Raw genomic sequence first — 19,964 nt, 5'->3', positions numbered from 1 at the left:
GGTGGAGGGGGCGGATCAGCCGGAATGCCAGACCGCGGGACGCATCTGGTCCCGTTTCGGTTAGGCTCCTGGCTGTGATCACGTCGCGTGACATTCGACCCCTGACAGACGTCCGGCCCGTGGTCTGGTACCGGATGAAAACGCACTCCGGTCAGGTTGTGAGCCTGTGCCGGACTGAACTAATCCTGCCGGAGCAGCCCGATCAGGACATGGCGCAGAAAATGTCCGGCACATGTCAAACGATGGGGCGTCGCGGCTCGGACGATCGAGGCGGGAGCGTTGTGGGAAAAGGATAAAAGCCCACAAACGATCGGACCGCTCTCTTCAGGTCCTTGGCGCACAGGATGACTTAAAGAAGGGCCGCTGGCAAGCAGGGCTTTTTCAGGCTCTCCAAAAGGTGCTTTGCCTTGTTTCAGACATTGTCCTGTGTCTGTTATGATTGAAGGTCCAGATGATCGAAAAGACGCAGGGTAAACGGATGCTGACGCGACGCATGGTAATGGAAGGTCTTGCCTGCCTCTCCACGGTGGCTCCCTTGAGTGCCATCGCCCGGACTAAGCATCCGTCTTCCCATTCCCCATTCGCCAAACCGCTTCAGGCACCGGCTGTTCACCGAAATGCGCCGCCGCCCAAACCGCTGGTCATGCTGGATCCCGGACATGGCGGGAAAGATCCTGGCGCAATCGGTATTTCCGGTACGTATGAGAAACATATTGCCGAAGCTGCGGCGACAGAACTGCGGCGCCAGCTTCTGGCATCCGGCCAGTACCGCGTGGCTATGACCCGTTCGGAGGACCATTTCATTCCCTTGGAAGGGCGCGTGGAAATGGCCCAGCAGCATCAGGCGCATCTCTTTATCTCTATGCACGCCGATGCATTGCATGACCGTGATGTTCGCGGGGCGAGTGTCTATACGCTTTCCAGCGGAGCATCGGATGCTCAGACAGCGGCTCTGGCTCAGCGGGAGAATAGTGCAGATCGGTTTGGCGGCCCTGCATTCCATGGCATGTCTCCCGACGTCCAGCAGATCCTTTCCAGCCTGGTTTCTGAAGAAACGCGGCGTGGGTCTGCGCACATGGCATCAAGCGTTGTAGGGGCATTTCGTAGTCGCATAGGACTGCTGACGCATCCGTCACGTCATGCGGCTTTTGTGGTGTTGAAGTCTGCAGAAATACCGTCAGTTCTGGTGGAGATGGGTTTCATGTCCAACCGGCTGGATGAGGCTGCGTTACGGCAGGCTGTGCATCGCACGCAGGTTGCCAGCGCCATGAAAACTGCGGTTGATCGGTACTTTTCAACCCGCCCCGGTGTGATGACAGGTTGACCCTGAAAGAACGCAGGGCAGAGTTTTTAGTCATGTGGGTTGCGCATGACGAAAGAATCGGACATTTTCCGTGCCCATGACATTTCTTTCGATCCTCTCGCTTCGACTTATCGGCCCCTGAACGCCACATCAAGGCGGGCAGCGTTCCGTTGCGTTCAGGGGATGACAGACCAGAAAATTTCCTGACCAGCGAGATGATCAAGACATGACTTTCCAACACCCGTCCTTCGGTACAATTTCCGACGACCGCGTTATCATTTTCGATACGACGCTGCGTGACGGTGAACAGTCCCCCGGTTTCTCCATGAACCTCGAAGAGAAGCTCCGCATGGCTCATGCGTTGAGCGCTCTGGGCGTGGACGTTATTGAGGCTGGCTTTCCGGTCGCATCCAAGGACGACTTCGAGAGCGTGCGCAGCATTGCGGATGAAGTCCGTGGTTCCGTGATCTGCGGTCTGGCCCGTAGCGGTGGCAAGCGCGACATTGAATCCTGTGGTGAAGCCCTGAAGGGCGCTGAACGCTCCCGGATTCATAACTTCATTTCCACATCTCCGCTGCACATGAAGTACAAGCTGCGGATGGAGCCGGAAACGGTTCTGGACATCATTGCGTCTGGCAATCAGAAGGCACGTCAGTACACGGATGACGTGGAATGGTCTGCTGAAGACGGTTCCCGTACGGACCCTGACTTCCTGTGCCGTTGTGTCGAAGTCGCCATCAAAAATGGTGCGAACACCATCAACATTCCTGACACCGTAGGCTTTGCAACGCCCGAAGAAATGCGACGCATTTTTGATATGCTGCGTGAACGGGTGCCGGGCGCGGATCAGGTGATTTTCTCCACCCATAACCACAATGATTTGGGCTTGGGCGTTGCAAATACGCTGGCCGCTGTCGAAGGCGGTGCCCGTCAGATCGAATGCACGATCAATGGCATCGGTGAGCGTGCTGGTAATGCTGCGTTGGAAGAAATCGTCATGGCGCTGCGGACGCGTCATGACCAGTACGGCAAGGTGACGGGCATCGAGACGCCGAAGCTGCTGGGCATGTCCCGGATGCTGGCGACGATTACGGGCTTCGACGTGCAGCCGAACAAGGCCATCGTCGGCCGGAACGCCTTCGCGCATGAAAGTGGCATCCATCAGGATGGTGTTCTGAAGAACGCTGCCACTTATGAAATCATGACGCCGGAAAGCGTGGGTTGGAACAAGAGCTCGCTGGTGATGGGCAAGCATTCCGGCCGTGCGGCATTCCGCGACAAGCTGGCTCAGCTTGGCTACCCGCCGCTGGAAGACGAGGCTCTGAACGCTGCTTTTGCCCGGTTCAAGGATCTGGCTGACAGCAAGAAGGTCGTGTTCGATGATGATATCTGCGCACTGGTCGATGATGAAAGCCGCGACCACGAACGCGTTCATCTGATTTCTCTGGAAGTTGCGTCCGGTACCAAGCAGAAGTCTCAAGTCAAGCTGGAAATCAGCGTTGATGGCGCCATCCAGTATGCGGCTGTTAGTGGAAATGGCCCGGTTGATGCGGCATTCCGTGCTATCGGTGAGGCATTCCCTCATTCAGCCGAACTGGCGCTGTTCTCTGTGGCAAACGTCACGGAAGGAACGGACGCTCAGGCCCGCACCACGGTCCGTTTGCAGGAAAATGGTAAGCTCGTAGACGGTCAGGGTGCTGACGCCGATACGGTTGTGTCTGCTGTTCGTGCTTATATCCATGCCCTGAATAAGCTGCTCACCAAGCGTGAGCGCACCGAGCCTGAAGCACTCTAAGTTTCGAACGAACCATGAGAGATCATCAATAAACTAATTAATATAGTTTATTGATGATCTAGACAAAAATAACACGATTGATATTGTCTCCTTCTGAATTTGGAAGGGGCAGCTATGCCGCATTCGTGGCTTTATACGGCGTCGGGTCTTTTTGTGGGCTTTCTGGTGGGCATGACCGGAGTGGGGGGAGGGTCCCTCATGACGCCGCTGCTGATTCTGCTGTTTGGGGCAAAGCCTCAGTCAGCCGTCGGAACAGACCTGCTTTACGCAGCCGTTACGAAAATTGTTGGCACCGGCCTCAACCGCCATATGGGCGTTGTGAACTGGAAGATTGTTGGCTGGCAGATGGCGGGGAGTCTTCCGGCAGGTCTTCTGTGCCTGATTTTCCTGCACCATGCGGGTATGTCGGACGCTGCGTCCCGTCTGATCCAAGTTGTTCTGGGTGTAGCTCTACTTCTGACGGCACCGGCAATTTTGCTGAAGCCGAGGCTCAGAACATGGGCTGAAGGGCGTAAGCCTCTGAGCAGTACGGCTGAAACCGTCTTAACCGTTTTGCTTGGTATTTTGTTGGGAACGCTGGTGACGCTGTCGTCAGTGGGCGCTGGGGCTGTCGGCATGGCTGCTCTGACGATGCTGTATCCGCGTCTGACAACACGAACACTCGTTGCAACAGATATCGCCCACGCAGTGCCATTGACCCTGATTGCAGGGGGAGGTCACTGGCTGGAGGGGGCGGTTGATACGGCCGTGCTTCTCGCGTTGCTGATGGGATCCATCCCGGGAATTATTTTGGGAACGTTATGTGCGGGCAAACTGCACGAAGACACCCAGCGGTGGGTTCTGGGTATTCTTCTCGCCGTTATTGGTTTCCGGATGATTTAACATCCGGAAACCGTGAAACTCAGTAGCCGTAATTGCTCTGCTGAGGGTAGCCGCCGTTGTTATAGCCCTGCTGCTGAGGGTACGGGTTCTGGCAGTTCGTGTTGGGTGGGCACTGATACTGCTGTTGCTGCTGCGGATAGGTCGGGTACTGACCGTTCTGCTGCTGATACCCCTGAGGGTAACCGCCCTGCTGGGGGTAACCATTCTGGTACCCACCCTGCTGGTAGCTGGGGCGATTAGGGGCGGTAACAGCACCGGTCGTCGCGCCGAGGGCGCCACCGGCAAGTGCACCAATCGCTGCACCGCGACCACCGCCAGCAAGTGCGCCGATGGCTGCGCCTGCACCACCACCCAGGAGACCACCGCCGAGCGCACGGGATCCTGGGTCATAATTTCCCTGGCACCCGCCGAGGGAAAGAACGGTCGCAAAAGCTCCAATCAGGGCCACGCCCCGAACAGCAGAGCGGTCGATAACGGACCTCATGTCACAAATCCTTAGAGTTCATGGTCGCCAAGCCCGGTGTCAGGCTCAGTAACCGTTCCGTGAACGCTGGCTTGGCGTGGTCGCCGCACCAACAGCAGCGCCTGTACCACCACCTGCAAGTGCGCCGATAGCCGCGCCACGTCCACCGCCAGCAAGTGCACCAATTGCTGCACCGGCGCCTGCGCCTACAAGCGCGCCAGAACCTGCACGGGCGCCACTGTCGTACGGGCTGCCGCAACCAGCAAGGGCAGCGCCACAAAGAGTCAGGACGGCGATCAGGCGAGGAGTCTTGGTGATGTTCATGTTTTTATGTCCTGTTCTGTTTGGTTTCTCCGAACTCCAGTCATCTTTCAGAAAGGAATGTCGGATAAGACCATGTAGTGGTAACGTGGAGAACGTGACTGAAGGGTGGCAGGATTGAGGCGCGGAAAGATTTTTTTCCATGTCCTGATGTCGCGTGATGAAAAGTTGTTCGTCATGAATGACATTATCCGAACTGTTACCCTTGCTGAACGGCCTTTGCATCGTTAAGTCCACCCGCGGGGAGCCCGCCCCACTTTACGATATATAATCTGTCTGCCGCACAGAGCCGCGCCAGGAGTTTTGGATGTTTTCTCGTCTGCTGGGTCTCATGTCTGCTGACATGGCGATCGACCTCGGCACTGCCAACACGCTCGTTTACGTTAAAGGCCGCGGCATCGTGCTCGATGAGCCGTCTGTGGTTGCCATCGCTGAAGTGCGCGGCAAAAAGCAGGTTCTGGCTGTTGGTAACGAAGCCAAGCAGATGGTCGGGCGTACGCCTGGCAACATCACCGCCATCCGTCCGCTGCGGGACGGCGTCATTGCGGACTTCGAAGTCGCGGAAGAAATGATCAAGCACTTCATTCGTAAAGTGCATAACCGTCGGGCTTTCGCGAGTCCGCAGATCATCATCTGCGTTCCTTCCGGTGCAACGGCTGTTGAACGTCGGGCCATTCAGGAAAGTGCCGAGAGCGCGGGTGCCCGCAAGGTTATGCTGATTGAAGAGCCGATGGCAGCCGCAATCGGCGCAGGCCTTCCAGTCACTGAACCGTCTGGCAGCATGATCGTGGATATTGGTGGCGGGACGACGGAAGTGGCCGTGATCTCGCTCGGTGGCATTGTCTATGCCCGTTCTGCCCGCGTAGGCGGAGACAAGATGGACGAGGCCATCATCTCCTACATACGGAAGACCTATAATCTTCTCGTGGGTGAAAGCTCTGCCGAGCGTATCAAGATCGAGCTTGGCGCCGCCATGATGCCGGATGATCCATCCAATCCGGATGGCCCCATCACGGAGATCAAAGGCAGGGACCTGATCAACGGCGTGCCGCGCGAAGTGATGGTCAGCCAGGCCCAGATTGCCGAAAGTCTGGCAGAGCCGGTCATGCAGATCGTGGATGCCGTGACGACAGCACTGGAAAATACGCCACCTGAACTGGCTGCCGATATCGTGGACAAGGGCATTGTCCTCTCCGGCGGTGGTGCGCTCCTGTACCGCCTCGATGAGGTTCTGCGTCTCTACACGGGGCTTCCTGTGACCGTGGCTGAGAATGCGCTGTCGTGCGTCGCGCTGGGAACGGGGCGTGCGCTCGAAGAAATGCGCCGTCTGCGCAGTGTTCTGAGCAGCATGTACTGAACCAGGACACAGTTCAGTGTTCTCCATCCACACTCGGCAGGTGTTCGCACGAGCAACTCTGCCGATCCTGATCCTCTTCGCAGTGGCACTGGTCCTGCTTGGGCTGGTTCGGCGGCCGGTAGTGGATGGGGCACGTCTGCAGGCCACCGATATTCTGGCGCCTGCTTATCAGGCTCTTGTGCTGCCCCAGGCCAAACTGCGGGACTGGCTTGTGGATCTACGGGGTGCGACGGATCTTGCACGGGAGAATTCCCGTCTACGAGATGAGAACCGCGCTCTGCGCCACTGGTATGATGTTGCTGTGGCTCTGGCAGCCGAAAATGGCCGCCTGAAGAATAGCCTTCACTGGATTCCGGAAAGTATCCCCCAGTATGTGACCGGCCGCGTTACGCGTGATGATGGCGGGCCTTACTCACGCGCTGTTCTGCTGGATGTTGGAAGCGGGCATCAGGTTCATATGGGCGATGTGGCGTTGGATTCGTCTGGGCTGTTAGGGCGTGTCACAGAGGTTGGACCTCACACGGTTCGTGTTCTGCTCATCAATGATGATGCCAGCCGAATTCCTGTCACGCTGGCGGCCTCTCATGGAGATGCCATTATGGCCGGGGATGACACGGATACACCCCGACTGATTTATTACCCGCAGGACCACCATCCCATTGAAGGGGAACGTGTGGAGACGCGCGGGCAGAGCGCAATGCCTGCGGGCCTTCCGATTGGAACGGTTCATTACCTCGCTCCCAACCGGCCGGTTGTAATGCCGGACGCTGACTTGCGCCGTCTGGATATCGTGCGCGTCTTTGACTACGGTGACGACGGCGGCCAGGCCCCTGATGCGCCAGGGCGCGTCAAGATCCGGCGTCCTCCTTCAGAACCTGCGTTGCCGGGTGGATTGTCGTTTCCCAAATTGCCGGGAATGTCTGAACCTCTGGGGAAGGGAGGGCAATAATCGGATGGTTGCCGAAAACTCCACCCCCCATTTGCATTCTGCTGTTGAGCCGAAACAGACGCTCCGCCGACGGCTGGACATGTTTGTTCGTGCGGCCATGCCGTCGCTGTTTATCATTCTGGTTGCGGTTTTGCTGTCTGCGCCTTTTGGAATTCCCGGGCAGGCAGAGCTTCAGTTTGGCATCGGCATGTGTACAGTCTGGTTCTGGGCGTTTAGTCGCCCACGTTCCATGCCGGCCCTGGCAGTCTTTGTGTGCGGACTCGTCCTAGAACTGTTCAGTTTTGGTCCGCCGGGTGCCATTCTTCTGTCACTGCTTGTGATTTACGGAGTGGCCCATCACTGGCGCTATGGGTTGTCCCGCTTGGGATTCGTAGCCTGCTGGCTGATTTTCAGCTTTCTGGCGGCGCTGGCATCCTTTTTTCAGTGGGCTCTCGTCTGTCTGCATGCATTTGCGCTATTATCGCCCGCACCAGGCCTCTTTCAGGCTGCGCTAACAATCGGTATCTATCCCAGTCTTACCGCGCTGTTTGTCTGGGGCCGCCGCACGTTTGCCAATCCCGATCAGGCCTGACGGCGCATTTTCGCGCTCTCCGCGCAAATCGCCGCTTTCTTTTCCGGACTTGAACGCCTGACCTGATGTTTTCCAGAAAACGCCCTTTTCGGACCCTGCTGCGCTCGCGAAGCCAGGATGCGCCTGTTCGCTCAGGGCGTGGCGTCTTCACGCGCCGTGCCCTCGTGGTGATGGCGGTTCAGGCAGGTGTTCTGGGGGCTTTGGGGCGACGGCTTTATAATATTCAGACCGTTGAGGGCGACCATCTCCGCCAGCTTGCAGAGCGTAACCGCACAAGCAAGCGTCTGCTGGCCCCCGCACGTGGAACCGTCCATGACCGCTTTGGTGTGGCCCTTGCTGATAACAAGGTCAGCTGGCGCGCGCTTCTGATGCCGGAAGAAACGACGGACATCGCCTCTGTCATCGAACGGTTTGCACAGATTGTGCCGCTTGATGAGCATGATCGGGCACGCATTGAGCGTGATCTGAAGCATGTTCATAAATATGTTCCGGTCACGCTCCATGAATTCCTGTCATGGGATGACATGGCGCGGATTGAGCTGAATGCGCCTTCATTGCCGGGTGTTCTCGTCGATGTCGGGTCCACCCGACTTTATCCATTTCAGGACCTGACGGCGCATATTGTCGGTTATGTCGCTCCGCCGAATGAAGACGATGTGGCCAAGGACACGACGTTGTCTTTGCCAGGAATGCGCGTGGGACGGGCTGGCATAGAGCAGACGCAGGAATCGGTTCTTCGTGGAGATCCGGGGTCTGTTGAAATGGAAGTCAACGCGCTGGGGCGTGTGATTGGCGAGATTGACCGTGTGGAAGGCCAGCAGGGAGAGGATGTTCGCCTGACTCTGGATGTCGGCCTCCAGTCAAAGGTTTTAGAGCGGCTGGGTGATCGCGTCGCCAGCTCTGTGGTCATGGACTGCCGGAATGGTGAAGTGCTGGCGATGGTCAGTACGCCGTCTTTCGATCCCTCCCTGTTTGATTCCGGTGTCAGCCATGCCCAATGGAATGAGTGGGCGAATGATCCGCGGACGCCACTCGTAGACAAGGCTGTTTCCGGGCTGTATCCGCCTGGGTCCACCTTCAAGCCCGCTGTGGCGATGGGCGCCCTGAAAGCTGGTGCCGTGACGCCGCAGGACCGCTTCAATTGCCCCGGCTATTTCGACATGGGTGGCGTGCGGTTCCACTGCTGGAACAAGTGGGGGCACGGCATGATCAACATGCGTGAAGCCCTCAAATTTTCCTGTGACGTTTATTTTTACGAAGTAGCCCGCCGCTGTGGCATGGACCCGATCAAGGCCGTCGGGAACGCCATGGGGCTGGGTGTGAAACTCGATATTGAGCTGCCGCATGTCCGTGCAGGTGTCATCCCGACGCCGGAATGGCGGCAGCAGCACGGCTTTCACTGGAATGGCGGTGATACGGTGAATGCGGGTATTGGTCAGGGCTTTGTGCAGGTCACACCCTTGGCGCTTGCAACCTACGTGTCCCGGATTGCTTCAGGTCGCAATGTTCAACCGCATCTGATCCGCGCAACGAATGACCAGATTTCCGGACTGGCTTCTTTGGATGCCGCTCCGGCAGTGGATATCCCGCAGGAACATTTGAATGTTGTCCGCGCAGGTATGTTTGCGGTCGTGAATGAGCAGCGTGGTACGGCCCCGAAAGCTCGTTTGGATCTGCCCGATGTCCAGATGGCGGGAAAAACCGGGTCAGCTCAGGTGCGGCGCGTGTCCCGGGCTTTGCGTGAGTCTGGGCACTTTAATTCCATGAGCTTGCCGTGGGAGTATCGTCCTCATGCGCTGTTCATTTGTTTCGCCCCATATGATGACCCCCGATATGCAGTCTCGGTCGTGGTGGAGCATGGCAATGCAGGCGCAGACGAAGCCGCCCCACTGGCCAAGCAGATCATGACAGACACTTTGCTTCGTGATCCATCCAATCAATCCAGGCCTCCAGGGCAGACTGTGGCGCAGGCAGAACCGGAGCAAGGGTGAGGGGCGGTGTCATGAATACATTTGGCTTTCTGAAATCTGATAAACGGCTCCTGCGTGCTGAGCCAGATTTCCGCCCTATGGCCCGGCTGCTTCAGGTCAACTGGCTGTATATACTGCTGGTCTGTTTGCTGGCGGGTGTTGGGTATGTGGCGCTGTATTCAGCCGGTGGCGGATCAGCCAAACCTTTCGCTGGGCCGCAAATGGTTCGGTTCGGTTTTGGATTGGTCATGATGATTGCAGTGGCGCTGGTCAGCCCACGCATCCTGCGCATCATGGCCGTTCCCGTCTATTTGTTGTCCATTCTGCTGCTCGGGCTCGTGCTGCGAATGGGGCATGTGGGTAAGGGGGCCGAACGCTGGATCAATCTGGCAGGAATGCAGTTCCAGCCTTCAGAGTTCGCCAAAATTGGCCTGATCCTGATGCTTGCTACGTGGTTTCACCGGATTGGTAACGAGCGGATGGGGAACCCGCTGCGCCTGATAATGCCTGCCATCTTGACGCTTCTGCCGGTCGTGCTGGTGCTCAAAGAGCCCAATCTCGGGACTGCGACGATTATTGGCGTTATTGGTGCAACGCTGTTTTTCGCTGCAGGCATGCGGCTATGGCAAATCGTTCTTCTCGTGGCGCCAATTCCGTTCCTTGGGAAATTCATTTACGGCCATTTGCATGACTATCAGAAGGCCCGGATCGATACCTTCCTGCACCCGGAGCATGATCCTCTGGGGGCCGGCTACAACATCATCCAGTCCAAGATTGCGCTTGGCTCGGGCGGAATGTGGGGGGAAGGATATCTGCATGGCAGCCAGGGGCAGCTGAACTTTCTTCCGGAAAAACAGACAGACTTCATTTTCACCATGATCGGCGAAGAATGGGGTTTTGCAGGCGGCATCGCAGTCATTGGATTGCTGACCACTCTCATACTGGGAGGAATGCTCATTGCCATGCGGAGCCGCAATCAGTTCGGGCGATTGCTCGGGCTCGGCATCGCAATGGATTTTTTCCTGTATTGTGCCGTCAATCTGTCGATGGTGATGGGTGCTATTCCGGTTGGTGGCGTGCCGCTCCCGCTGATTTCCTATGGCGGTTCCGCCATGCTGACGATGATGTTTGGCTTTGGGCTTCTGATGTCGGCCTGGGTCCATCGCAATGAGCGCGACCCAGGTTTTGAAGACGAAGACGACTGATGCCTTACAGTTCCAAGAGAACCTTGGATGAGCTTTTGCGGTCCAGCGAGGCGTCGAAAGCGTCTTTGTACTGAGCGAGCGGAAAGCTGTGGGTGATGAGACCATCCGCAATCCATGGATTATCTGCAAGGATCTTCAGGGCCTTTGCGAACTCTTCATCGAAGCGGAAGGTCCCTCGGTAATCGATTTCGCGCGCAATAATCTGCCCTAAGGGAGCAGGCACGTCGCCCGGTGGGAAAATCCCAACCTGGACGAGAATGCCGCCTTTCTGTGTCTTGGCGATTGCAGTCGGGAGGGCAGGTATGACTCCTGTGGCCTCAAAGACGATTTCGTATTCCTGGTCGTGGCTGTCCCGGCCGGTGTTCACTGTGGCTGTTGCCCCCAGTTTGACGGCGATATCCAGTGCAAAGTCTTGCAAATCGGTTGCTATGATCTCCGCGGCCCCAGCTACTTTAAGCCCGGCAATAATCAGGGCGCCAATCGGGCCTGCTCCCTGAACCAGGATGCGTTTGTCCTTAACATCGCCAGCGCGAGAGATGGCATGGAGCGCGACCGAGAAAGGTTCGGCAAGGCTGGCTCGCTTCACATCCAGACCTGACGGCAGCGGATAAAGCTGGGATGTTTCGACGACCATATCGCGTCGGAAACCGCCATCCGTATGGGGAAGAAACGCGGCACTCCCAAAAAAGCGCATGTTCCGGCACAGGTGCTTCGCGCCTCGTTCGCATTCAGGGCAGTGCCCACACGGGCGAGCCGGATGGATGGCGACAGCGTCCCCGATCCTGAAACGTGTTTCGTCCGGGCTGACAGCTTCCACAATTCCGGAAACCTCGTGGCCAAGAATCATCGGCTCTCGCAGAACGGATGCTCCGGCCCCGCCATGCAGGAAATAATGCATGTCCGACCCGCAGATCCCACCCCAGGCTGGACGTATTAGCACCTGACCCGCCTTGAGTGCTGGGACGGTAACAGTCTCTAAACGCAGATCACCCTTTTCATGAATAACCAGGGCTTCGGTCGTCTGAGGGGCGGAAATGCCGGGCATGGCTGTGCCTCTTTCATCTGAGCAGCGTGAATGACGTTACTCAGATATGGCCGATCTTGTGCGCTAAAGGCAGTCACGTTTGGGAGACGCGGGTCGCCTGATTATTCCTTCATACATCCAGAAGGCATCTGTCGACTGTTTGAAGAGTTTCCGCACCTTTTAAGGGGGCAATGCCACACGCCAGAAGGAAGTCAGCAATGCCATTCAGTGTGTCAGGGCAGCGCGTCGGATCATCGGGATTGCCTTCCGGCACCCAAATGATGGTCTCATACCGCGCACGGGTCAGCAGCACGCGATAGGTATTGAGGGACCAGAGGGCTTTTTCCGAGGATTTAACGGTCTGCCATGTGGTCCCGCTAAAGCGCCGGGGCTGCCAACGTTGTGGATACCCAGTACGGATGAGATCTCCATCCCAGCAAAGACCGACAAAATCCAGTTCCAGACCCTGGATGGCAAATTGAGTGGCGACGGTTTCCAGCGCATCGGAAGCCCGGACGTCTTTGTCTGGAACCCAGCGGTTCAAAAAACCATTGCGCGACTGCGTTAGAGTCCATGTGAGCCAGTTCTGCACCGAGGCCTTCCGCACGTAATCGTTTGGCTTGAGAGCTGGCAATCAGACCACAGCGATAGGTCAGGCGGGCTCGTCCCCGTAGGGCTTTGCGTAGCTCCGGAAGACTTCGCGTCAGGCGGAATGGAAGACTGGCGTTCTCCGCAATATGGCGCGCGAGAGAGACATTGCCTTCCAGTACCGCATTCACCCATTTAGGCGTTGCAGTGTCCCGAAGGGAGCGAACCGGCACTGTGAGGTGCAGAGAGGGCTCTTTCTGAACTGGCAAGGACGGAGGCAGGGTGGTGAGGCTAGAAGTGGAGCTGACGACATCCGGTGATGCGTGGATCTGCCATTCAGGCCGGCTCGCCAAAGCGTCTCCCCAGCAGGCCATTCCGCCTTCACCGTCATGAATTTCCTGCCCTTGTCCGATAAGGCAGATGATGGCGGCAAATCCGTCATGCCGGTGCATGATGTCGAGGAGATGCGCAGGTTCAGACTGCGTCAGGCGAACAGGCCGCTGTGCACTTTTGCGAATAGCCTGATCGGCGTTCCACGAACGCTGGGCTTCGTCGATGACCATGATCCGTTCTGGCGGGCACTCTGCGGTGCGCCCAACATAGTAATCCCGGAATTTGGTCAGGGACTGAATTGTGGATTCCATGCGCTGTTCTACGGCTGCGCGTTTCTGACCTTGTGCCACGGCGTCACGGGTCAGGGCTTCACGCAGAACGTGGACGAGCGTTGGGTTTCCGGTGAGGAATGTCGCGGAGTTGTCGGGCTCCGCAGTGCCGAACGCAGCTTTCAGGTCGCAAAGCGTTTTCCCGGCGCCAGGAATGCCCGAGACAAAAATGATTGTTTTCCGGTGTTGTCTCCGGGCGGCTTCAAGGAGTTCCGTAATACGCTCAGACGTCAGGGTCAGATTGGTCGCGTCTGCTCTCGCTGTGTGAATATCTGCGACGCTGTGCGTGGAATAAATGAGGCGAGCCGCTTCGACGATGCTTGGGACGGGATTGTAGGGTGCCTCTTCCCAGTCCTCCGGTCGCATGGGCGCTACGGAGTGCAGTGTCCGGCGTGCGATATCTGACAACAGCGCGGTCAGGTTCGGAGAATTGCACTTCAGAACTGGCGTAACGCCAGATCCTAAAAGGAGCGGCGATGTTTGAGCCGGTTGTGCGGCTTCTGTCGCAATCAGAATGGGGATGATCGGGTGATGACGGCTGCCCGCGTGAAAGTCCTGAAGGTCCAGCGCGTAACCTTCGGTCTGGGCGAGAGCCGCGGCGTCGAATTGAGACGCACCAACCTTGAATTCCAGAACAAACGTCGCATCCGGGGAAATGAGGACGGTGTCGATCCGGCCGCCCAGACGGGGAATGGGGAATTCGAACAGGATTTGCCAGCCTGCCGTTTGCGGCAGGGCGGTTAGCGTGGTGCGGAGAAGATCAAGTTGGGTGGCGCCCAGGCACGGAGTTGTTGAGGTTCGCTGGAGAAGCGCCTGCGCCCGGCTTCGTGGGCGAGGCGCTCTCCAATGCGATCCGGGTCCGTGTTGAGGAACGTGGCGACTGGGCCGGACCACCACGCTCCCATCAGGTTCAGCCCTCGATCTGACCGAAATCGGCGATCAGGGCTGTGGTCGTGCGGAAAGTCGCCAGAAGCTTCAGACGGTTGGCGCGAATGTCGGCTTCCGGGGCGTTGACGGTAACAGCATCGAAAAAGCGGTCCAATGTCGGGCGCAACGCTGCAATCGCCTGCATTGCATCGGTGAAACGCTCGTCTTTCAGGGCTGTCTCGATTGCAGGCACAGCGCTGTTCAGGCCGTCTGCCAGAGCGCGTTCTTCGTCCTGCGCGTAAAGAGACGCATCCGGCGTTCCCTTGTGAGGACCGTCCTTCTTGTCTTCGATGCGCAGAATGTTAGCGGCGCGCTTGGCTGCGGCGAGAAGGTTCTTGCCGTCTTCCGTCTGGATCATGTCAGACAGCGCCGAAGTGCGGGCCAGAAGGCGCACAAGATCGCCATCCAGACCGCCTGCCAGTGTGGCGGCCAGAACGTCATGACGTTCGCCTTCGCTGCGGAGCTGAACGCGCAGACGGTCTGCCATGAAGTCGGGCAGCTTGGCGAGTTCCCCGCCGGTGCGACCATTTGCCGCCTTGGCAAAGAGGTCCGTCAGATCCAGACGCAGACCGTTGTCACGAATGGTGCGGATCACACCCAGTGCAGCGCGGCGCAGGCCGTACGGGTCGCCCGAGCCGGTTGGTGTCTCGCCAATGGCAAAGAAGCCAGACAGCAGATCCAGGCGGTCCGCAAGGGCCACGGCAACCGAGACGGGCGCTTTTGCCGTATCGTCGGACTGGCCGCGTGGCATGTAATGCTCGGCCACAGCCTTCGAAACAGCATCGCCTTCGCCATCATGTGCTGCGTAATAGCCGCCCATGACGCCCTGAAGCTCGGGGAATTCGCCGACCATGCCGGTTGTCAGGTCGGCTTTAGACAGCAGACCTGCGCGCTTTGCCTGTTCGATCTGCTCTCCGCTCAGGCCCATGGCCGCAGCGACAGTTCCTGCAAGATCGGAAATCCGCTTGGCGCGCTCGCCCTGCGTTCCCAGCTTCGCATGGAACGTCACGGCATCGAGGGCTGCCACGCGGTCCGCGAGCTTTGTCTTGCGATCCAGATCCCAGAAGTGGCGGGCATCGGCGAAACGGGCACGCAGAACGCGCTCGTTTCCGGCGATCGTCAGCTTGCCGCCATCCTTGAACGGCAGGTTGGCGACGAAGGCGAAGAACGGCGCGGCTTTGCCGTCTGCATTGCGCAGGGCGAAATAGCGCTGATTGATGCGCATCGAGACCTGCATGACTTCGGCGGGCAGGTCCATGAATGCGTCGTCGATGCGGCCCAGCAGCGGAACCGGGTATTCGACCAGACCGGCGACTTCATCGACCAGTCCTTCATCTTCCACAACCGTAATGCCCTGCTGTTCAGCCAGACGGTGAACACCGGTACGGATCATGTCGCGGCGCTTGTCCGCGTCCACGATGACGGAGCGTGTTTCCAGCTCTTCCAGCCATTGATTTCCCGAACGGACTTCAAACCCGCCGGGCGCCAGAAAGCGATGACCTTCGGACAGATTGGAAGACTTCAGGCCATGAGCATCGTCGCCATCGCGGGCGAGCGAGAAGGGAACGACCTTGCCATCAAGAAGGCAGGTGATGCGACGGAGCGGGCGCACCCACGAGAAGTTCGAGCCAGCACCCCAGCGCATGGACTTGGCCCAGGGGAACTTCCACAGAAGGTCTGGCACAGCTTCAGCCACGCGGCTTTCCGCGCTCACGGGATCAAGCTGCTTGTTGAGAACCCAGAAGCCGTTTTCCAGCGTGAGTTCGTCAGCCGTTACGCCATGCTTGCGGGTAAAGCCTTCAAGAGCCTTTTCCGGTGCGCCTTCGCGGGGGCCACGCTCGGAGACGGTACGAGCCGGGATTTCGGCGTCGACGTTCAGGACGGTCGCGATGCGGCGGGTACCGTAGAACGTCTGAATACCGGACGGGTTAAGGCCATCGAGTGCTTTGGTCAGAAGGGCGCCGAGTTCGCTTGCAGCCTTGGGCTGCATGCCAGCCGGGATTTCCTCGCAGAACAGTTCAAGCAACAGTTCAGCCATTGGACGTCTCCTCCTCGCCAGCAAGCCACGCTTCACAGGAGGCTTTCGCCAGCGTCCGGACGCGTCCGATATAGGATGCGCGTTCAGAAACGGAAATCACGCCGCGGGCATCCAGAAGATTGAAATAATGGGAGGCCTTCAGGCACTGATCGAACGCAGGCTGTGCGACGCCAGCTTCCGCCAAACGGATGGACTCTTTTTCCGCATCGTTGAAATGCGTGAGCAGCATCTGCGTGTCGGCCAGTTCGAAGTTGTGACGGGAATAGTCGCGCTCGGCACGCAGGAACACGTCCCCGTACTTCAGGCCTTTGCCGTTGAAGTCCAGGTCATAAACGTTCTCAACGCCCTGAACATACATGGCCAGCCGTTCCAGACCGTAAGTCAGTTCGGTGGAGGGCATGACGGTCGGAATACCGCCGACCTGCTGGAAATAGGTGAACTGCGTGACTTCCATGCCATCACACCAGACTTCCCAACCCAGACCCCAGGCGCCGATCGTCGGGTTTTCCCAGTCGTCTTCCACGAATCGGATATCGTGCTTTTCGGGATCAATCCCGATGGCGCGATAGCTCTCCAGAAGCAGATTCTGGCTCTCTTCCGGGGTTGGCTTCAGCAGCACCTGATACTGATAATAGTGCTGGAGACGGTTCGGGTTCTGGCCATAACGACCGTCCGATGGGCGGCGGCAGGGCTGCACATAGGCCGCAGCCCATGGCTTCGAGCCCAGAGCGCGCAGGGTCGTATGAGGGGAGAGCGTTCCGGCTCCGACTTCTGTGTCATAGGGCTGCAGGATAGCACAGCCCTTTTCAGACCAGAATTGATGAAGGCGCAGGATCAGGTCCTGAAAGCTGAGCGGCCGGGTCGCAGACAATTCAATAGGCTCCGGTTGGCAAAATTGGCGGTTACCTTACAGCCTGAGGTCCATAACCGGAAGTGAGCGGGGTTATTGGACTGCTAGATCGTTGAAAATTCGCTGCCAGCCTTATCAAACGCGGCTTTACCGGCAGAGCTGGCGCTTATTTCGGTTGCTACTTTCAGCACGGAGGCATGTCTTCTGTCTGAGCCGCAAAGGTGGAGAAGGTCGAATATACATCCGCAGCAATTTCGTTCAGGGCGAAGCTCCGGCCATCATATGATTCGACGTGGCTTGCTGTCGCCCTGGATGCAGCCGTGACATTGCTGATGTCCGCGTCAAATGGACGAATCGCTATGACGCGGGAATGGCTGGAAAGGCCCGGGTAGCCCAAGCATGAAACTAAAGATCGGACACTGTGTTTGACTGCATGATATGCAGGTCGTCGTGAGCCTTAAAAGCAGTCAGGTGCGTTACGTCTAAATTTAGTAGCAGGCCTGATGGAGCTGCAGGTCGATCCCTTGTCGATTGAGCGCTGGTGCCTCATATGATGGGGGAGAACGTAACTTCTTCGTCTGGAAGGATCAAAGACGATGAACAACGAAGAACGCGAAGTCATTTCCCGCTTTATCGGCCGTGTTGGCGGTGCGCAGCAGGGAGGTGGCTTCAGCCAGCAGCAGATGCCAGCTCTTCCGCCGATCGACCCTGAGGCTGATCGCTTCATTGCTGATAACTTCCAGAAATATCCGGAAGCCCGTTATCGCGTGACGCAGATGGCGGTTGTGCAGGAAGCAGCGCTTGCTCAGGCGCAGAACCGTATCCGTCAGCTGGAATTTCAGCTTCAGCAAGCACAGCAGCAGCTTCAGCAGGCTCAGCAGAGCCGTCCTTCCGGAAGTGGCGGACTGTTTGGCGGTCTGTTCGGCGGTGGCAACAACAACCGCCAGCAGGCTTCTGCTCCGCCTCCGGGCTGGGGAGCGCAAGGCGGCGCCATGCCTCCGCCAAACTTCCAGCCGCAGCAGCAGTATGGTTATCCGCCAGGATATCAGCCTGGCATGTTCCAACGTGGTGGATCGGGCTTCCTCGGCTCCGCTCTGACGACGGCTGCGGGTGTGGCTGGCGGCATGATGGCAGCAAATGCGCTTGAAGGTCTGTTCAGCGATCATCATTCCGGTGGGGACGCCGGTGCTTTTGGTGGCGGCGGAGAAACCATCATCAACAACAACTATGGTGATGCTGGCTCCGATCCTTTTGGCGGTGCAGGCACGGATGCAGGCGGCGGCTTCACGGATTCCGATTTTGGCGGCGGCGGAGGAGACTTCGGCGGTGGCGGAGACGGTGGTGGCTTCGACGACATGTTCTAAAGGCGCAGCATGTTATGACTGATAGAGCTTCTATCCAGAAAACCCGCCGGGCGTTGTCCCGGCGGGTTTTTTGCTGTTTGCCAACCCGAATGCCTATGCTGCGTTTGTTTCTGTAACGAGATTTTCCACTATTTTCAGGGGCTGTCCGATGAGCACCAATGATTTTCGCGACCTAGTGGCCTTCAAGGATCTGGAAGAGGGACAGATTGCCTCTTTTTCCATTGAGGGCACTTCGGTTGTTCTGGTGAAGGACGGCGAGGAGGTGCATGCCTTGGGTGGCAAGTGCCCCCATAAGGAAGCGCCGATGGAGCAGGGTGCGTTCTGCAAGACTGAAAAAGGCAGCGTGTTGGTCTGTCCTTGGCATAAGGCAGTTTTCGATGCCGTTGACGGAAGTCTCGTAGAGCCGCTCGCTCTTGAGCCCCTGCCACGGTATCCGGTGGAAATTGTTGACGGCCGTGTGTTGGTCGGCACCAGCCCCATGAAACGGGATGTCCCATCAGCGCATCAGGAGGATGAGACAGTCCTGATCCTTGGCGCGGGGGCAGCGGGCCTGATGGCTGCGGTGACGCTCCGTCAGGAGGGATTTGCCGGGAAAATCACGATGGTGACGGAAGAAAAGCACCGTCCATATGACCGGACGGCCCTGAGTAAGACCGTATTGCTGAGCGAGCCGGAGAAAGCGCACGCTCCTTCGCTGCGAAGCGAATCTTTTTATGGCCAGCACCGTATTGGTCTGAAGCATGCAACCATCCAGACCTTCGATCCTGCTACCAAGACGGCTGAATTATCAGACGGAACGAGCCTGTCCGGCGATCATGTTCTGATCGCAACGGGCGCGCGGTCCAAGCGCCTGGACATTCCTGGCGCAGATCTGAAGCGCGTCTTTACGCTGCACAGGGAGCAGGATGCGGAAGACATTGCCCGGGTTATTGACCCGGATCAGGCCGTAACGATCATCGGTGCGAGTTTCATAGGCCTGGAAGTGGCTTCCTGCCTGCGACAGCGCGGTGTGGGAGTGACTGTTATCGCCTCCACGGACGTTCCGATGGAAAAACACTTTGGTCGAGAGATTGGAACGCGTCTGCGCCAGTTACACGAAGAAAATGGTGTGGCGTTCATTTCCGACGCAAAAGTCGTGAAAATTTACGGAGAAAAAAAGGCCGAAGGAGTGGAGTTGGAAGATGGCATGAAGCTGCCAGCATCCTTCATTCTGGCCGGCATCGGCGTGACACCTGCAACCGGATTTGTGCAAGGCCTGGACCGGGATGAGGACGGTGCCATCGTTGTCGATCATCTGATGCGGGCAGCGCCCGGTGTTTACGCTGCAGGGGATGCGTCTGCCATCCTGCATGAGGGGAAACCACGGCGAATCGAGCATTGGCGTCATGCGCAGGTGCAGGGACGGATCGCCGCAATGGCCATGATGGGACACGAGACCAGCCATATGCCGACGCCATGGTTCTGGACGCAGCAGTTTGGCAAGAAGATCGAGCTGCTAGGTTGGGGCGAGAGCTTCGATAACGTCAGCCTTGAAGGGGATATCAAGGGCTTCAGCTTCCTTGCGACCTATCTTAAGGACGGAAAGCCTGTTGCGTTGGCGGGCGCGGGTCATGCGTATGACATGGCCAGAGCCGCCGTCGATTTCGAAGGTTTCGTGCAGGAAAAGGTCTGAACCGCGCACGAAGCTTGACATGA

17 protein-coding genes and 1 pseudogene are annotated in these 19,964 nt (G+C 57.9%); 11 read left to right on the top strand and 7 right to left on the bottom strand.

Features of this window, described 5'->3' with window-relative positions; genetic code table 11:
* Positions 1-74 precede the first annotated feature (74 nt).
* The 4 genes from M2305_RS02705 (at position 75) to M2305_RS02690 (ending at position 3,980) form a co-directional block, all read left to right on the top strand.
* On the top strand, positions 75-296 hold the full coding sequence (locus M2305_RS02705) for a hypothetical protein (protein ID WP_099210490.1): 222 nt from the start codon (positions 75-77) through the stop codon (positions 294-296).
* A gap of 182 nt (positions 297-478) precedes the next feature.
* Entirely contained in the window at positions 479-1,324 is an 846-nt protein-coding gene (locus tag M2305_RS02700; protein ID WP_264649924.1) for an N-acetylmuramoyl-L-alanine amidase family protein, read from the top strand.
* A gap of 205 nt (positions 1,325-1,529) precedes the next feature.
* Positions 1,530-3,098: a 2-isopropylmalate synthase gene (locus M2305_RS02695; RefSeq protein ID WP_046899736.1), complete on the top strand. Its 1,569-nt coding sequence runs from the start codon at positions 1,530-1,532 to the stop codon at positions 3,096-3,098.
* 114 nt (positions 3,099-3,212) lie between these two features.
* Complete coding sequence (locus tag M2305_RS02690; protein WP_264648502.1) at positions 3,213-3,980, top strand: sulfite exporter TauE/SafE family protein; 768 nt, start codon at positions 3,213-3,215, stop codon at positions 3,978-3,980.
* A gap of 19 nt (positions 3,981-3,999) precedes the next feature.
* Here the strand turns inward: M2305_RS02690 and M2305_RS02685 are convergent, their stop codons facing one another.
* On the bottom strand, positions 4,000-4,464 hold the full coding sequence (locus M2305_RS02685) for a hypothetical protein (protein WP_046899735.1): 465 nt from the start codon (positions 4,462-4,464) through the stop codon (positions 4,000-4,002).
* A 45-nt stretch (positions 4,465-4,509) separates the two neighbouring features.
* A complete protein-coding gene (locus tag M2305_RS02680; RefSeq protein WP_046899876.1) occupies positions 4,510-4,767 on the bottom strand; it encodes a hypothetical protein in 258 nt (85 codons plus the stop codon).
* A gap of 304 nt (positions 4,768-5,071) precedes the next feature.
* On the opposite strand from M2305_RS02680, the gene M2305_RS02675 reads away from it, so the two are divergent.
* From M2305_RS02675 to rodA, 5 genes are all read left to right on the top strand, one after another.
* On the top strand, positions 5,072-6,121 hold the full coding sequence (locus tag M2305_RS02675; protein ID WP_007283695.1) for a rod shape-determining protein: 1,050 nt from the start codon (positions 5,072-5,074) through the stop codon (positions 6,119-6,121).
* A gap of 16 nt (positions 6,122-6,137) precedes the next feature.
* Positions 6,138-7,070 (top strand): rod shape-determining protein MreC, encoded by a 933-nt coding sequence (gene mreC / locus M2305_RS02670; protein WP_046899734.1) that lies wholly within the window; start codon positions 6,138-6,140, stop codon positions 7,068-7,070.
* 4 nt (positions 7,071-7,074) lie between these two features.
* Positions 7,075-7,641: a hypothetical protein gene (locus tag M2305_RS02665; RefSeq protein WP_264648501.1), complete on the top strand. Its 567-nt coding sequence runs from the start codon at positions 7,075-7,077 to the stop codon at positions 7,639-7,641.
* A 65-nt stretch (positions 7,642-7,706) separates the two neighbouring features.
* On the top strand, positions 7,707-9,632 hold the full coding sequence (gene mrdA / locus M2305_RS02660; protein WP_099210478.1) for a penicillin-binding protein 2: 1,926 nt from the start codon (positions 7,707-7,709) through the stop codon (positions 9,630-9,632).
* A gap of 11 nt (positions 9,633-9,643) precedes the next feature.
* Positions 9,644-10,816, top strand: coding sequence for a rod shape-determining protein RodA (gene rodA, locus M2305_RS02655; RefSeq protein ID WP_264648500.1), 1,173 nt, complete (start codon positions 9,644-9,646; stop codon positions 10,814-10,816).
* Between the two features lie 4 nt (positions 10,817-10,820).
* Here the strand turns inward: rodA and M2305_RS02650 are convergent, their stop codons facing one another.
* The 5 genes and pseudogenes from M2305_RS02650 to M2305_RS02630 all read right to left on the bottom strand — a co-directional run bounded on the left by M2305_RS02650 (position 10,821) and on the right by M2305_RS02630 (position 16,926).
* Entirely contained in the window at positions 10,821-11,861 is a 1,041-nt protein-coding gene (locus M2305_RS02650; RefSeq protein WP_264648499.1) for an L-idonate 5-dehydrogenase, read from the bottom strand.
* A 109-nt stretch (positions 11,862-11,970) separates the two neighbouring features.
* The gene (locus M2305_RS02645) at positions 11,971-12,153 is read right to left on the bottom strand and encodes a hypothetical protein (protein WP_264648498.1); all 183 of its coding nucleotides are present in this window, start codon (positions 12,151-12,153) and stop codon (positions 11,971-11,973) included.
* A 15-nt stretch (positions 12,154-12,168) separates the two neighbouring features.
* A pseudogene (locus M2305_RS02640) lies at positions 12,169-13,456 on the bottom strand (DNA/RNA helicase domain-containing protein); the annotation flags it as partial.
* A gap of 544 nt (positions 13,457-14,000) precedes the next feature.
* Positions 14,001-16,055 carry a glycine--tRNA ligase subunit beta gene (gene glyS / locus M2305_RS02635; RefSeq protein ID WP_264648496.1) on the bottom strand — a complete coding sequence of 685 codons (2,055 nt, stop codon included), beginning with the start codon at positions 16,053-16,055 and terminating at the stop codon, positions 14,001-14,003.
* Positions 16,048-16,926: a glycine--tRNA ligase subunit alpha gene (locus tag M2305_RS02630; RefSeq protein WP_046899728.1), complete on the bottom strand. Its 879-nt coding sequence runs from the start codon at positions 16,924-16,926 to the stop codon at positions 16,048-16,050. The genes glyS and M2305_RS02630 overlap by 8 nt, the downstream gene beginning before the upstream one ends.
* A 575-nt stretch (positions 16,927-17,501) precedes the next feature.
* On the opposite strand from M2305_RS02630, the gene M2305_RS02625 reads away from it, so the two are divergent.
* Together M2305_RS02625 and M2305_RS02620 are read left to right on the top strand one after the other, a co-directional pair.
* The gene (locus M2305_RS02625) at positions 17,502-18,269 is read left to right on the top strand and encodes a DUF2076 domain-containing protein (RefSeq protein ID WP_046899725.1); all 768 of its coding nucleotides are present in this window, start codon (positions 17,502-17,504) and stop codon (positions 18,267-18,269) included.
* A 148-nt stretch (positions 18,270-18,417) separates the two neighbouring features.
* Positions 18,418-19,941 (top strand): FAD-dependent oxidoreductase, encoded by a 1,524-nt coding sequence (locus M2305_RS02620; protein ID WP_264648495.1) that lies wholly within the window; start codon positions 18,418-18,420, stop codon positions 19,939-19,941.
* Positions 19,942-19,964 lie beyond the last annotated feature (23 nt).

This window comes from Gluconobacter cerinus (assembly GCF_025961355.1).
Lineage (GTDB): Bacteria > Pseudomonadota > Alphaproteobacteria > Acetobacterales > Acetobacteraceae > Gluconobacter > Gluconobacter cerinus.
This window is presented reverse-complemented; position numbering and strand designations above follow the sequence as displayed.

Excerpts from the sequence above, each read along its gene's own strand:
- glyS (WP_264648496.1), bottom strand. The coding sequence starts at position 16,055 with ATGGCTGAACTGTTGCTTGAACTGTTCTGCGAGGAAATCCCGGCTGGC.
- M2305_RS02700 (WP_264649924.1), top strand. The coding sequence starts at position 479 with ATGCTGACGCGACGCATGGTAATGGAAGGTCTTGCCTGCCTCTCCACG.
- M2305_RS02695 (WP_046899736.1), top strand. The coding sequence starts at position 1,530 with ATGACTTTCCAACACCCGTCCTTCGGTACAATTTCCGACGACCGCGTT.
- M2305_RS02685 (WP_046899735.1), bottom strand. The coding sequence starts at position 4,464 with ATGAGGTCCGTTATCGACCGCTCTGCTGTTCGGGGCGTGGCCCTGATT.
- M2305_RS02675 (WP_007283695.1), top strand. The coding sequence starts at position 5,072 with ATGTTTTCTCGTCTGCTGGGTCTCATGTCTGCTGACATGGCGATCGAC.
- M2305_RS02690 (WP_264648502.1), top strand. The coding sequence starts at position 3,213 with ATGCCGCATTCGTGGCTTTATACGGCGTCGGGTCTTTTTGTGGGCTTT.
- M2305_RS02625 (WP_046899725.1), top strand. The coding sequence starts at position 17,502 with ATGAACAACGAAGAACGCGAAGTCATTTCCCGCTTTATCGGCCGTGTT.
- mrdA (WP_099210478.1), top strand. The coding sequence starts at position 7,707 with ATGTTTTCCAGAAAACGCCCTTTTCGGACCCTGCTGCGCTCGCGAAGC.
- M2305_RS02665 (WP_264648501.1), top strand. The coding sequence starts at position 7,075 with ATGGTTGCCGAAAACTCCACCCCCCATTTGCATTCTGCTGTTGAGCCG.
- M2305_RS02680 (WP_046899876.1), bottom strand. The coding sequence starts at position 4,767 with ATGAACATCACCAAGACTCCTCGCCTGATCGCCGTCCTGACTCTTTGT.
- M2305_RS02650 (WP_264648499.1), bottom strand. The coding sequence starts at position 11,861 with ATGCCCGGCATTTCCGCCCCTCAGACGACCGAAGCCCTGGTTATTCAT.
- M2305_RS02620 (WP_264648495.1), top strand. The coding sequence starts at position 18,418 with ATGAGCACCAATGATTTTCGCGACCTAGTGGCCTTCAAGGATCTGGAA.
- rodA (WP_264648500.1), top strand. The coding sequence starts at position 9,644 with ATGAATACATTTGGCTTTCTGAAATCTGATAAACGGCTCCTGCGTGCT.